This window comes from Rothia aerolata, from assembly GCF_014635585.1.
Taxonomy (GTDB): Bacteria; Actinomycetota; Actinomycetes; order Actinomycetales; family Micrococcaceae; genus Rothia; species Rothia aerolata.
Genome location: NZ_BMDC01000001.1, coordinates 727,060 through 740,125, shown reverse-complemented (window position 1 = coordinate 740,125; position 13,066 = coordinate 727,060). Strand labels below are relative to the sequence as shown.

The following is a 13,066-nucleotide window of genomic DNA, read 5'->3' as shown; positions in this document are numbered from 1 at the left end:
TTGGCAAAGTTCTTTGACAAAAGAATATTGGGGATGATCGGTTTCGACGATGTGAGTTGAGACAGGTGAAGCGTGCCGAGGATGTAGCAGACACTCGTTAATACCTGCTGCAAAACAATAAGTGCAAAATCTAAGCGCACTGACTTCGCACTCGCTGCCTAAGCGCGAGTCCAGTCTGTCGGTCTGAGTTCGCCTTTGACTCAGTTACCGGCATCAGTTTAAAAGGCCACTGCTTCACTTCCTCGTCGTAGGGGAGTGAGGGACTTTTATACGAATAGGTTCGGCGGCATATGTGTTTACGCAAGTGCCGGAGCTGAAAACACCGTAGCGTAAACTGCGCACGGAGAAGCCCTGATGATTCCACATCGGACCGGGGTTCGATTCCCCGCATCTCCACCATGAGGACTACCTTTGTGATACTAATTCACGAAGGTAGTCCTTTTATGCTTCTTGCTGCAACGAGCTAGTCTCAAGCTAGTTGAGTTGCCGAAAGGCCATTTTTGTACCGGAAATCTGCGAAAAACGGTCTAAAAATGGCCTCTCGCGGGAGAGCCTGGTGGCAAATCTCCCAACCAAAGGCTACTTTTGAGGTCTTGCTCGGCAGGGCAGAACCAGGTATGATAGCTTCATCAAGACCGGTTCCGCTGCTCGTTGTAGCAGTCCAGGGCCGGTCCTCATTTTTCTTCGGCCTTTCCGAGGGGATTCATGTGTCGCAGCCGTCAAAAATCTTCCTGTCTCATGAACAACAAATCGATCTTCTGCAATCGCGCGGTATGCACATTGAAGATGAGGTTAGAGCCCGGCAGGTACTCGAACGCGTTAACTACTACCGGCTCTCTGGATACTGGTACTCCTATCGTGAACTTAATCCAAACAACGGTCAACGGCTCGACACGTTCGTCGATGGCGTTTCCTTCGAAGAAGTCCTTTCACTCTATAAATTCGATGAAAGGCTCCGGGTAGGCGTTTTTACCTGTCTAATCCCCATCGAGCTAGCGATTCGTTCAATGCTGGGATACGAGCTCGGACGTATTGACCCTCTGATTCATTTGAAGCCCGAACTTCTCGGTTCACCTGCCAGAGAGTCAGGGCCTGCTAACCAACCCTCTGCGACCTATCGGAAGTGGAAACATCTCTACGATAAGGAGTTTTCCCGGTCACGCGAAGACTTCGTTATCCACCACAAGAAGAAGTACTCAGGACAACTTCCCATATGGGCAGCCGTAGAGGTCATCGACTGGGGAGCATTATCCTACCTCTACCAACTCTCCCCGATAGACGTACGAGATTCCATCGCAGCTCGGATAAGGCTCACTGCTGCCCAGCTTGGCTCGTGGCTCAAAGCCCTAAATATTGTCCGGAACTACTCTGCGCATCATGCTCGGATGTTCAATAGGGTTTATGCACTAAAACCTAAACTGCCTACGGCGCAAGATGTGCCAGAGCTTGTATCTGCTGCAAAAGCACTCAATAGAACGTTCGGCCAGCTCACGCTTATCCAGTACATCTTGACCGAGCTTCATATCGGTGACACAACGGTCCTACCCACTGTGTTAACGACCTACCCCCACTCTAAGGTACTTCCCCTCAGCCATATGGGCGTCCCCGTAGGTTGGAACAGGTTACCACTGTGGATACACTGATTTTGAAGGACTCCCATCGGCGTCCACATGCTAACCTCGCTTGTACCTTAGATGACCCGGAAAGAAGAAACTTTCACCTTGTCAACACCGAGCTCCCGCGCGGGGCGAACACAAATTTGTCCTATAACCCAAACAAATAGCCCCTGAGCTAAAGCTCAGGGGCTATTTCTAAATCTTGGCTACCTTGCACGCTTAGAAGTCAGCGGAACCCTCGAGGATTTCGCCCTCAACCAGGGAAGCAACGGAGTTCTTACCGCGGGATTCGATGCCTACCAGGGAGAGCTTGCTGATCTTGGCGCCCTTGAGCACCTCGAAGCTCACCAGGTCATCAGCTTCGGTAATCACGTTACCGCCCACGGAGAGGCCTTCCAGCTCGCCGCCGGGCTTGATAGAAACGCCAATTGCCTTCAGAGTCATCTGAACACCCTTGACCAGGCTCAGACCCTCAGCACCGGTGGTGTGAACGTCCTCAACCACCTCAATGGTGCCCATGGGCTTGGAAACCTGAATACCGATAGCGCCGTCACCGTGGGTGGTGATGGACTGGAACTTAGCGGACTTCACGTAGCCGTCGTAGACGTTGAAGCCGCGAGCGCCCAGGCCGCTGGTGACCACGGGGGCGTTGATTTCCAGATTGCCCATGTCGCCGAAGTTCACAAAGCCGATACCGGAGGGGCCGGTAGAGGTAATGGGAGCGTTGGCAACCCAGCTTTCGGTCTTACCCCAGAGGTCCAGAACCATGTCGTTCTGGCCGTGGGTGGTCACGGGGCCGCTGTTGACAACCTTCTCAACAATTGCACCGCCCAGTACAAAGACGCCGCCGGAAATCTTATCGGGGGTGCCCGGGGCGATACCGCCGTCGGTAACGACAGTGCCGGTCTCAATCAGGTCAGCGGTGAACTTACCGCCGGTCAGCTTACCCTCGCGGTCGGTGTAGCCGTCAACGAAGAGGCCGGAACCACGTACCGGGCTTTCTTCGCTACCAATATTGATGCCCTTCAGGGTTGCGGTGAAGAGCGATTCGGGGTCGGAGTTGCGGTTCCAGAGAGTGAAGCCACCCTGGAGCACGTCTACGCCAAAGCCGTGGGGCTGCTCAACGCGGCCGCGTACGTCAGCTGCGGCAACGGTAACCTGGTCTGCCTCAACGCGGGCGGTCTTCAGGTTGCCCTCGGCAATAATGTAAATCTGACCAACGGTGGTGACATTGTTGAGGGTGAAGGTGCCGGCGTCGGTCAGCGAGGTGTCATTGTAGATAGCGACTTCGTAGTCGGTGGTCTTAATGACGACGTCGCGCAGGGTGTTGTTGGCGGTCAGGCGAACGCCCTTTGCGGTGAATTCCAAAGTACCGCCGCTGAGGGTTGCGCCTTCGGGAAGGGTAATCGAGGGGGAACCCTTAATGGTGCCTTCAATCTCAATGTTGAGTTCGCCGGAGTTGATTGCTTCTGCTAGTTCCTGAGCGTTTGTAACCTTCATGATTAACTCATTCCTTTCAAGTAATGGTTGCTTACATAGGTAAATGTACTCCTCTTTTTCTGAGTACAACCTGAAAGAAATTTGAGCCTTAGCTTAGTTCATAGACGCTCTGGCGAAAAACTGCCTTGCAAAGCCCTCAACAATCCATAAAACTGGTAGGAGAACACACAGGTGTTTGAGCAGTATCACTCTCTTGAGGCAGAAAACGAGGCGGTTTGCAATGATTAATTTTCCCCAGGCTCCGGTATCTGAGTTTGAGGTACCCCGCCAGCTCAGCCGGGGCTACGGTCAGCCGCTTACCGATGTACGAGGTCGCGGCTTCTACCTGGCGGTGGGATCGCTGGCAACCGGTCTTGCTTCCCTGGGCGTTACCGTCTTTCTCTTCAGCCTGGGAGGCCTGTCTATTCTGCCGGGCATGATGGCAATCTACCTGGGCATCATGGGACTCAAGGGCGCGAAAAAGCCCTACCCCACCCCTTTCTCGTCCAAAGCAACTCAGTACAGCATCTGGGGAATAGTCTGCGGCGCGCTGACTGTCTTGCTGACCCTGGGCGGAATCATTCTTCTGGCTACCATGTCCTCGGACTACTCGAGCCTCGCCGTCTAGTAGTTCAGCGAATTACAGCCGCCGATCGCTACCTAGGTAGCCCAGAGCGGCGTCATGCAGTAAACCGTTGGAGGCAAGCGCGTTACCGCCGTGGGGGCCGTCCTCACCGGCCAGGGAGGTAAATCGACCGCCGGCCTCAGTCACAATGGGAACCAGCGCCGCCATGTCGTAGAGGTTCAGCTCGGGTTCAGCCGCGATGTCCACCGAGCCCTCTGCCACCATGCAGTACGACCAGAAATCGCCGTAGGCGCGGGTACGCCACACGGTATCGGTGAGCTCTAGGAAACTTTCACGCACTCCCAGGTCTTTCCAGCCGGTCATAGAGGAGTAGGAGAAGGAAGCATCGGAGAGCGAGCTGACCTGGGAGACCTGAATCCTGCTTGCCTTGGCCAGGGAGCGGCCGGTGTAGGCGCCAGCGCCCGAAGCTGCCCACCAGCGGCGCTGAAGGGCAGGAGCAGAAACCAGGCCCACCACCGGCTTACCGTGCTCGACCAGGGCGATCAGGGTTGCCCACACAGGCACGCCGCGTACGAAGTTCTTAGTGCCGTCGATGGGGTCGATCACCCACTGGCGGGGAGAAGTGCCGCTTTCGCCAAACTCCTCACCCAGAACCGAATCGCGGGTGCGCACGCGGGAAAGCTGGGAGCGGATCAGCTGTTCTGCCTCGCAGTCTGCTTCGGTCACCGGGGTGAGGTCGGGCTTGGTCTCCACCGTAAAATCGTGGGCCTGGAACCTCGCTATCGTTTGGCGGTCTACCGAGTCAGCGAGAATGTGCGCCAAACGTAGGTCATCGGTGTAGGGGTTAGCACTCACGGTTTTAGTCTTTCTGTCGGTTCTGAAGGTGGGAATGCGCTTGAAGGAAGCCGCTGGGGCGGGTCTCTCTGCCCGGGGCTGGGGGAGTCCGCTAGTGGAGACTGCCCAGTTCCTTGGTGGAGTCGCCCTGGTTATCTTGGTCTACCCCCAGTAGCTTGCGTAGGGAGGCGAGCCGGGCTTCACCCGCTGCTCCGGCCCTGCCCTCTGCTACCCAGGCGGCAATTCCGCAGTCGGCCGAGGTTTCAGCGTGGAGGCAACCCTTGGGGCAGTCAGCAGAGCCGGGGGCCAGCTCGGTGAAGGCTGCCACGGTGTTCTCTTCTGAGATATGGGCCAGCCCGAAAGAACGAATGCCGGGGGTGTCGATAATCCAGGTGTGGGCCGAGGAATCCTTGGGGTGGAGCGCCAGCGCTGAGGAAGATGTATGGCGGCCACGGCCCGTTACGGCGTTGACGTGCCCGGTATCGCGCTGGGCTCCGGTCAGGGCGTTGACCAGGGTAGACTTGCCCACCCCGGAATGGCCGATGAGAACCGACACCTCGCCGTCCAACAACTCAGAGATTTTCTCCACCAGGTCGGGGCTTAACCCCGCGGAGTTTTCCTCGCTGGGGGCGGTGCCGTCTACCGACTTGGATAAAACGATGCGTAAGCCGGTGGCGGCGTAGTAGTCCAGCAGCTCCTGCGGATGCTTCACATCGGTTTTAGTGATGCAGAGAACCGGCTCAATACCGGCGTCAAAGGCGGCCACCAGCGAGCGGTCAATGAAGCCGGTGCGCGGCTCGGGATTGGCGGCTGCCACCACAATAATGAGCTGGCTGGCATTGGCAACCACTACCCGCTCATAGGGGTCGGTATCGTCAGCAGAACGGCGCAGCAGGGTGCTGCGTTCTTCAATGCGGATGAGCCGGGCCAGGCTACCCTCGGTGCCGCTGGTATCGCCTACCAGACCCACCAAGTCGCCCACCACCACCGGCTGGCGGCGCAGTTCTTTGGCGCGCACAGCGGTGACCACCCGCTCGGTTGCCTGCCCTTCATCGAGGACGGCGCGGTAGCGGCCCCGGTCTACGGTGATGATTCTGCCCACAAGGGCGTTCTCATAGGAGGGGCGGTCTTTGGTGCGGGGGCGGGAGCCCTTCTTGTTGGGGCGAATCCGAACATCCGACTCGTCCCAGTCTCGGCGGGCCACTAGCGACGACCTCCCGAGAACTGGGCCAGCATATCTTGCCACAGACCGGTGAAATTGGGCAGGGTCTTAGAGGTGGTTTCAACGTTTTCAACCACCACGCCCTCGATCACCAAACCGATAATGGCGGCGGCGGTTGCCATGCGGTGATCGGCGTAGGTGTGCATGAGCCCACCGTGGGAAACGGGGGAGAGGACGCAGATGCCGTCTTCGGTCTCCTCTGCCTCACCGCCCAAACGTTTGATTTCTGCGGTCAGCGCAGCCAGACGGTCTGTCTCATGCCCGCGCAGGTGGGCGATACCGCGCAGCCGGCTGGGCGAATCTGCCAGAGCACACAGGGCAGCAACGGTCGGTGCCAGCTCACCGGCTGCGGCCAAGTCTAGGTCGATGCCACCAAAGCCTGCCCGGGCTCCACCGGCTGGACCCGTTACCGTGAGGGAACCCTGAGCCAGTTCGACCGAAGCGCCAAACCGCGGCAGAATCTCTAGCCAGTGATTACCGCCCTGAGTCGTTTCTTTCGGCCAGTCGGGAATAGACACACTCTGGCCCAGCACCACCGCTGCCGCCAGAAAAGGCCCCGCGTTGGAAAGATCGGGCTCCACGGTAATCTCAAAGCCGGGAAAGCGGGTGGGCTCAACCCGCCAGGAATTCTCAGAGGGGCTAGACACCTCAACGCCCACCTGCCGAAGCACCTCAAGGGTCATTTCCACGTGGGGCATAGAGGGAATAGCGGGCCCCTCGTGCTTGAGGAGCAGACCGTTTTTAAAGCGGGCAGCCGCCAGCAGAAGAGCGGAAACAAACTGGGAGGAACCGGAGGCATCAATGCTCAGCTCATCGACCTCCACACCCCCGGCAGAGCTGACGGTGAAAGGCAGACTGCCCCGGGCGCCGTCCTCAACATCAACCCCCAGCGCTCGTAAACTCTCAATCACCGGGCCCATCGGGCGCACCCGGGCGTGGGGGTCGCCGTCAAAATGGGTAGACCCGGCCACCAGGGCAGCCACCGGCGGCACAAAGCGCATAACGGTACCCGCCAAACCCACGTCAATAGACCGCTGGTTAGCGGATAGCGAGTCAAAGGGAATAGGGCTAACCCGCAGGTCGGGGCCAAAGGGGGAGCCGGTCTCAAGCCGCTCAAATCGCGCCCCTAGCTGCTCGAGGGCGGCAATCATCAGCGCCGAATCCCGCGAATGCAGGGGAGCATGAATCACAGATTCCGAATCAGCCAAAGCCGCCAGAAGCAGGTAGCGGTTGGTCAAAGACTTAGACCCGGGAATACGCACGCTCGCAGAACCGCTCTGCTCAAAACTCACACAGGGGGCCGGCCAATCATACGAAGACGCTGGATTCTGCTGATTCAAATGAACTACTCACCATCTCGATTAAAATTTCGCGCTGGAACACCATTGTAGGCATAGAAGCAGGAATATCTTCTCTCACGGCAATGTTATGAAGCATGAAAACACAGCAAAACATCTAGGGTAGAGGTAAACCCATTGAGGGAGAAAACCCCAGATAGAAAAGAGCAGTACATGACCGCACCAGCATCGACAGCAGAGGTCGAGCGCTCTAGCGATCAGGCACCGGTAGACGTTGCCCAGGAAAGTGCCGCCCAACGCAAAGCTCGGTTTGAGCGCGACGCCATGCAGTATGTTGACCAGCTCTACGCCGCAGCCTTACGCATGGCACGCAACCAGGCAGACGCCGAGGACCTCGTGCAGGAGGCCTACACCAAGGCTTTCTCATCTTTTAGCCAGTACACCCCCGGCACCAACCTCAAGGCCTGGCTCTACCGTATTCTGACCAACACCTACATCAATCTCTACCGCAAGCGCCAGCGCGAGCCCCAGCAGGCCAACACCGAAAATGTTGAAGACTGGCAGCTGGCCCAGGCGAGCTCCCACGACTCTTCGGGCTTGCAGTCGGCAGAGATGGAGGCGCTGGACCGTCTGCCCGATGACAACGTCAAGCAAGCTCTACAAGACTTACCCGAAGATTTCCGCATGGCGGTCTATTACTCGGATGTAGAAGGCTTCTCCTATAAGGAAATCTCCGAAATTATGAACACCCCCATTGGCACCGTGATGTCCCGCCTGCACCGGGGCCGCAAACTGCTGCGAGACAAGCTCTCGGACTACGCTCGCGAGCGCGGTATCAAGACTGAAAAACGCAAGAAAGGATAAGGATATGACAGAGGCAACCGCATCGAAGGGAAAATGTTCAGAGCACCTAACTAGCATCTATGAGTACCTGGACGGCGCGCTTTCTTGCGACGATCTCCAAGAGCTTCAAGACCACCTGGCTCACTGTGAAACCTGCGCTAAAGAGTACGATCTTGAGTGCGTGATTCGTTCGGTGATGAAGCGCTCCTGCTGTGAGCCCGCCCCGGCTGATCTCAAAACCAGGATTCTGCAGCGAATTGATGATATTCGCGAAAGCGAGCACTCGGCGGTCTAGTTTTACTTAGGCGTCGATAAGAAAGTCGATAAGAAAACAGGCCCCCACACGTAACGTGTGGGGGCCTGAAGCCTATTCAAGGTACCTTATGCGTTGGGGCGCTTACCGTGGTTTGCGCTACCCTTACGACGGTCCTTGCGCTTACGACCGCGCTTGCTCATGAGAGCCTCCTTTGAAAAGTTATCAACGGTTCTTCGCAACATTTTCATGGAGGAAGAACTGTCTTCATCTGCCTCGGAACTGAGACAGGTCTCGATTCGAGACACTGCTTTCTATTCTGGCACAAAGAACCAGCCGATGCACGTTTAGTCGGGGGTGAGCTAGCTAGCTGCCCGGCTGAGATTAGACCGGCTCGGGTAGGTTCAGCCAGTTGTACCAGCCGCGGTGCAGAACCAGCCAGGCAATCAGGCCGTAGCCAGACTGGCCGGGGCGGCCGTCATTGGCAGCCAAATCATTGCGCCACTGCTCGTGGTGGAGCAGGGGGTTGAAGGTATCAACGTAGACGTGGTTACGGCGGGTGACCACATCGGCGTAGGCAGCATTGAGGTCGGCAATACGGCGGTTACGCTCGGTATCGAGGGTGGGGGGAGGGCCCACCACCAAAACCTTCACATTGTTTTGCGATGCCATATCCACCATGTTGGCCAGGTTCAGGCGGGAGCGGGCGCTGGTGATGTCCAGGTCGACGTCCAGGGTTGAGGGGGCAATGATAAGCCGGTTCTCAGTGCCCTGGCCGAAACGGCGGCTCGCCTCATCAAACCAGCGAGAATTAAGCAGCTCCGTTCCTTCACCCGGTGCCGCCAGGTTGTAAGCAGAAATGCTTGCTGAAGTTTGGGGAGTACGGGCCATGACGCGGCCAAACCAACCGAGTGCACGGGGGTCGCCCACACCGGCAAGAAGGTCATCGCCAACGGCTACGAGTCGAATATTTCGCTGATCCACAAGAATCTTTCTGTCTGGTCGAGATAATGTGCGGTACAACCGCTTTGTGCCTATTACCAAGAATAGACGGTTAGCGGAACTCATGCCCACTTTCTTCAACAACGATTTCCGCAGGTGGGCAAACTGTCTCTTTTGTTACCTAGACAAAGGGTGCCCCAGAAAAGCTCTGGGGCACCCTTTATTTGAGCGTTCAGGCTCAGAGATTAGTTGTCAAAAACCTCTGCTACCAGTGACTCGAGCTCGGCCGAGTGGCGCTTACCGGTACCGGCTGCCGGCGATGCGGCTGCCGGGCGCGATGCCAGGCGGAACTTGGTGTCCAGGTTCATGAAGAGGTTGACCACCAGGAAGGGCCACTGACCCTGGTTAGCGGGCTCATCCTGGGCCCAGACGAAATCGGTGGCGTTGCTGTACTTGGCAATCTGCTCCTTGATTTCTTCCTCGGGCAGCGGGTAGAGCTGCTCAACACGCACAATGGCGGTGGTGGTGTCGCCAGCCTTCTTGCGCTGGGCCTCCAGGTCGTAGTAGAGACGGCCGGAGACAAAGACCACGCGGGTTACCTCTGAGGGGTTGAGGTTGCCGGTGTCTTCCAGCACGGGCTGGAAGCTGCCCTGGGTGAAGTCTTCAACCGAGGACGACGCTGCCTTCAGGCGCAGCAGCTGCTTGGGGGTGAATACCACCAGCGGCTTGTGCGGGCGGGAGTGGGCGTGGCGGCGCAGCAGGTGGAAGTAGGACGCCGGGGTGGAGGGTACAGCCACGGTCATGTTGTTCTCGGCGCACAGCTGCAGGTAGCGCTCCTGGCGGGCCGAGGAGTGGTCAGGGCCCTGACCCTCGTAGCCGTGGGGGAGCAGCAGCACCAGCGAGGAACGCTGGGCCCACTTCTGTTCTGCCGAGGAGATGAACTCGTCAATCATGGTCTGGGCACCGTTGGCGAAGTCGCCGAACTGGGCTTCCCAGAGAACCAGCGAGTCGGGGCGCTCGACCGAGTAGCCGTACTCGAAGCCCATCACACCGTACTCGGAGAGCAGGGAGTTGTAGATGCTGAACTTGCCCTGGCTGTCGGAGAGGTGCTGCAGGGGGTTCCACTCGGCATCGGTGACGGCATCGTGCAGCACGGTGTGGCGCTGAACGAAGGTACCGCGCTGAACGTCCTGGCCAGACATGCGGACGTCCACGCCCTCCAGCAATAGGGAGCCGAAGGCTGCCAGCTCACCGAAGCCCCAGTTGATGTTACCCTCGGTTGACATCTGCTGGCGCTGCTTGAGCAGCTTGCCCAGCTTCTTGTGGGTGGTGAAGCCCTCGGGGGCATTGGTGAAGGCATCGCCAATCTGCTTCAGAGTGTCAGCAGAGATAGAGGTAGACTCGGGAATCTTGACCGAATCTTCACCCTGCTGGGCCAGGGGGCGCTCAATGTTGGAGACAGCCGCAGCATCGGCGGTGACCAACGGAGCCTTTGAAGACTGGGCCTCGTGGGTCTCGGTGAAAATCTGTTCCAGGCGCTGCTGGTAGTCCTTCAGAGCGCGCTCAGCTTCTTCCTGGGTGATGTCACCGCGGCCCACCAGGGACTCGGTGTAAATCTTGCGGGTGGAGCTGTGACCATCAATGATGCTGTACATAGCCGGCTGGGTCATCGAGGGATCATCCGCCTCGTTGTGGCCGCGACGGCGGTAGCAGAGCAGGTCGATGACGACGTCCTTATTGAACTTCTGGCGGTACTCGAAGGCCAGCTGACCCACGCGAACCACGGCCTCGGGGTCATCGGCATTGACGTGGAAGACCGGCGACTGAACCATGCGGGCCAGGTCGGTGGAGTAGGTGGAGGAGCGGCCGTCTGCCGGGGTGGTGGTGAAACCAACCTGGTTGTTGACCACGATGTGAACGGTACCGCCCACCTTGTAGCCCTCAAGCTGGGACATCTGCAGGGTCTCCATCACAACACCCTGGCCGGCGAAAGCGGCGTCACCGTGAACCAGAATAGGCAGAACCGGGTAGGAGGTTTCTACACCCTGGTCAGCCAGCAGATCCTGCTTGGCGCGCACGATACCCTCGAGCACGGTGTTCGCTGCCTCCAGGTGGGAGGGGTTAGCCGCCAGGTAGACCTGGGTCTGGTTGCCGTTATCCGAGGTGAAAACGCCCTCGGTACCCAGGTGGTACTTCACGTCGCCGGAGCCACCGGTAAGGCGGGGATCCATCTCGCCGTCGAACTCGCGGAAAATCTGAGCGTAGGACTTGCCGGCGATGTTGGTGAGAACGTTGAGGCGGCCGCGGTGAGCCATGCCGATACCCACACCGTTGAGATTGTGATCTGCTGCCTCGGAGATGATCGAATCCAGCAGCGGAATCAGGGACTCGCCACCCTCCAGGGAGAAGCGCTTCTGACCCAGGTACTTGGTCTGCAAGAAGGTCTCAAAGGCCTCAGCTGCATTGAGCTTGCCCATGATACGGAACTGCTCTTCGCGGGAGGGCTTGGTGTAGCCGTGCTCCAGACGATCCTGGAACCACTTGCGCTGGGCGGGATCTTCGATGTGCATGTACTCAATGCCGATGGTGCGGCAGTAGGCCTCATTCAGCAACTTGAGGATAGTGCGCAGGGAGAGGAAGTCCGCATCGCCAAAACCGCCGGTGGGCCAGTAGCGATCCAAATCCCAGAGGGTCAGACCGTAGTTCTCAATCCGCAGATCGGGGTGCGAGAGCATCTCGTAACCCAGGGGGTTGGTTTCAGCAATCAGGTGGCCGCGTACGCGGTAGGCATGAATCAGCTGCTGAATACGGGCAACCTTGGAGATTTCAGACTGGGGATCAACCTGGTTGTCCACTGCCCAGCGGATGGGCTCGAAGGGAATCCGCAAATCTTCAAAAATCTGATCGTAGAAGCCGTCGCCACCGAGCAGGTAGTGCTCGATCTGACGCAGGAACTCGCCGGAGCCGGCACCCTGGATCACGCGGTGGTCGTAGGTGGAGGTCAGGGTAATAATCTTGGAGATACCCTGGCGGGCAATGGTCTTCTCCGAGGCACCGCGGAACTCAGCGGGGTAGGTGAGGGCACCCACGCCCACGATGCAGGCCTGGCCCTTAGAGAGGCGGGGCACCGAGTGGATGGTGCCAATGCCGCCGGGGTTGGTCAGCGAGATGGTGGTGCCGCGGAAGTCTTCAACGGTCAGCTCGCCGCTGCGACCGCGCTTGACGATGTCATCGTAGGCGTTCCAGAACTCGGAGAAGGAGAGCTCTTCTGCGCCCTTGACGTTGGGAACCACCAGGTTGCGGGAACCGTCGGGGCGGGGCAGGTCGATAGCCAGACCGAAGTTGATGTGGGCCGGGTGAATGGCAACCGGCTTGCCCTTCTCGTTGGTGCCGTAGGTGACGTTCATCGACGGGATGGCGGCAGCTGCACGGATGACCGCGTAGCCGATGATGTGGGTGAAGGAGACCTTGCCACCGCGGGTACGCTGCAGGTACTCGTTAATGGCGGTGCGGTTATCAATCAGCAGCTTAGCCGGAACAGCACGCACGGTGGTTGCGGTGGGAACCTCCAGAGATTCCTCCATGGTGCTTGCTACTGCCTTGGCAGGCCCGCGCAGAGGTACTTCCTTGTCTTCTGCAGGTGCCTCGGTCTTCTCGGGATTGGGCTGAGGTGCCATCTTTGTCTCGTTTGCCTTCCGTGCAGGAGCCGGAGCTACGGTGTCTTGAACCGGAGCGGTCTTAGCGGTTGCCTGGGATGCAGGCTCGGGTGCGGGCTTCTTCTCCGCGGGAGTTTCTTTCTTTTCGGACGGCGCTGCAGCGGGTGCTTCGGTGGTGGAGGAACCCTCTTCTGCTGCCATCTTCTCGAAAATCGGCCACCACTTTTTCTCTACCGAATTTTTATCCTGCTGATACTGTTCGAACAGCTCTTCAACGAGCCACTCATTGCCAGTGAACTCTTCGGGTACGTGATGTTCTGGCTGATTGGGCACAGTC

The 13,066-nt window shown here is 58.3% G+C and carries 11 protein-coding genes and 1 other RNA gene; 5 read left to right on the top strand and 7 right to left on the bottom strand.

Annotation, left to right across the window (positions count from 1 at the left end; translation table 11 throughout):
- Positions 1–29 precede the first annotated feature (29 nt).
- Together ssrA and IEV00_RS03300 are read left to right on the top strand one after the other, a co-directional pair.
- Positions 30–399: a transfer-messenger RNA gene (gene ssrA / locus IEV00_RS03305) on the top strand.
- 218 nt (positions 400–617) lie between these two features.
- Positions 618–1,643 (top strand): Abi family protein, encoded by a 1,026-nt coding sequence (locus IEV00_RS03300; RefSeq protein WP_188358880.1) that lies wholly within the window; start codon positions 618–620, stop codon positions 1,641–1,643.
- 192 nt (positions 1,644–1,835) lie between these two features.
- Here IEV00_RS03300 and IEV00_RS03295 read toward each other — a convergent pair whose 3' ends face one another.
- Positions 1,836–3,116, bottom strand: a complete 1,281-nt coding sequence (locus IEV00_RS03295) for a hypothetical protein (RefSeq protein ID WP_188358879.1) — start codon at positions 3,114–3,116, stop codon at positions 1,836–1,838.
- Between the two features lie 220 nt (positions 3,117–3,336).
- Here IEV00_RS03295 and IEV00_RS03290 point away from each other — a divergent pair, with 220 nt between their 5' ends.
- Positions 3,337–3,723, top strand: a complete 387-nt coding sequence (locus IEV00_RS03290; RefSeq protein ID WP_188358878.1) for a hypothetical protein — start codon at positions 3,337–3,339, stop codon at positions 3,721–3,723.
- 12 nt (positions 3,724–3,735) lie between these two features.
- Here IEV00_RS03290 and hisN read toward each other — a convergent pair whose 3' ends face one another.
- The 3 genes from hisN to aroA all read right to left on the bottom strand — a co-directional run bounded on the left by hisN (position 3,736) and on the right by aroA (position 6,999).
- Positions 3,736–4,536 carry a histidinol-phosphatase gene (gene hisN / locus IEV00_RS03285; protein WP_188358877.1) on the bottom strand — a complete coding sequence of 267 codons (801 nt, stop codon included), beginning with the start codon at positions 4,534–4,536 and terminating at the stop codon, positions 3,736–3,738.
- A 91-nt stretch (positions 4,537–4,627) separates the two neighbouring features.
- Positions 4,628–5,719: a ribosome small subunit-dependent GTPase A gene (gene rsgA / locus IEV00_RS03280; protein WP_188358876.1), complete on the bottom strand. Its 1,092-nt coding sequence runs from the start codon at positions 5,717–5,719 to the stop codon at positions 4,628–4,630.
- A complete protein-coding gene (gene aroA / locus IEV00_RS03275) occupies positions 5,719–6,999 on the bottom strand; it encodes a 3-phosphoshikimate 1-carboxyvinyltransferase (RefSeq protein ID WP_188358875.1) in 1,281 nt (426 codons plus the stop codon). Before aroA ends, rsgA begins: the two co-directional genes overlap by 1 nt.
- A gap of 249 nt (positions 7,000–7,248) precedes the next feature.
- Between aroA and IEV00_RS03270 the strand changes: the two genes are divergently transcribed.
- Both IEV00_RS03270 and rsrA read left to right on the top strand, forming a co-directional pair.
- A complete protein-coding gene (locus IEV00_RS03270) occupies positions 7,249–7,899 on the top strand; it encodes a sigma-70 family RNA polymerase sigma factor (RefSeq protein ID WP_188358874.1) in 651 nt (216 codons plus the stop codon).
- Positions 7,900–7,903: 4 nt separating this feature from the next.
- Positions 7,904–8,173, top strand: a complete 270-nt coding sequence (rsrA, locus tag IEV00_RS03265; RefSeq protein ID WP_188358873.1) for a mycothiol system anti-sigma-R factor — start codon at positions 7,904–7,906, stop codon at positions 8,171–8,173.
- A gap of 86 nt (positions 8,174–8,259) precedes the next feature.
- Here the strand turns inward: rsrA and IEV00_RS11240 are convergent, their stop codons facing one another.
- The 3 genes from IEV00_RS11240 to IEV00_RS03250 all read right to left on the bottom strand — a co-directional run bounded on the left by IEV00_RS11240 (position 8,260) and on the right by IEV00_RS03250 (position 13,062).
- Entirely contained in the window at positions 8,260–8,334 is a 75-nt protein-coding gene (locus IEV00_RS11240; RefSeq protein WP_373868229.1) for a 50S ribosomal protein bL37, read from the bottom strand.
- A gap of 181 nt (positions 8,335–8,515) precedes the next feature.
- Positions 8,516–9,115: a GDSL-type esterase/lipase family protein gene (locus IEV00_RS03255; RefSeq protein ID WP_188358872.1), complete on the bottom strand. Its 600-nt coding sequence runs from the start codon at positions 9,113–9,115 to the stop codon at positions 8,516–8,518.
- A gap of 203 nt (positions 9,116–9,318) precedes the next feature.
- Entirely contained in the window at positions 9,319–13,062 is a 3,744-nt protein-coding gene (locus IEV00_RS03250; protein WP_188358871.1) for a multifunctional oxoglutarate decarboxylase/oxoglutarate dehydrogenase thiamine pyrophosphate-binding subunit/dihydrolipoyllysine-residue succinyltransferase subunit, read from the bottom strand.
- Between the last annotated feature and the right edge of the window lie 4 nt (positions 13,063–13,066).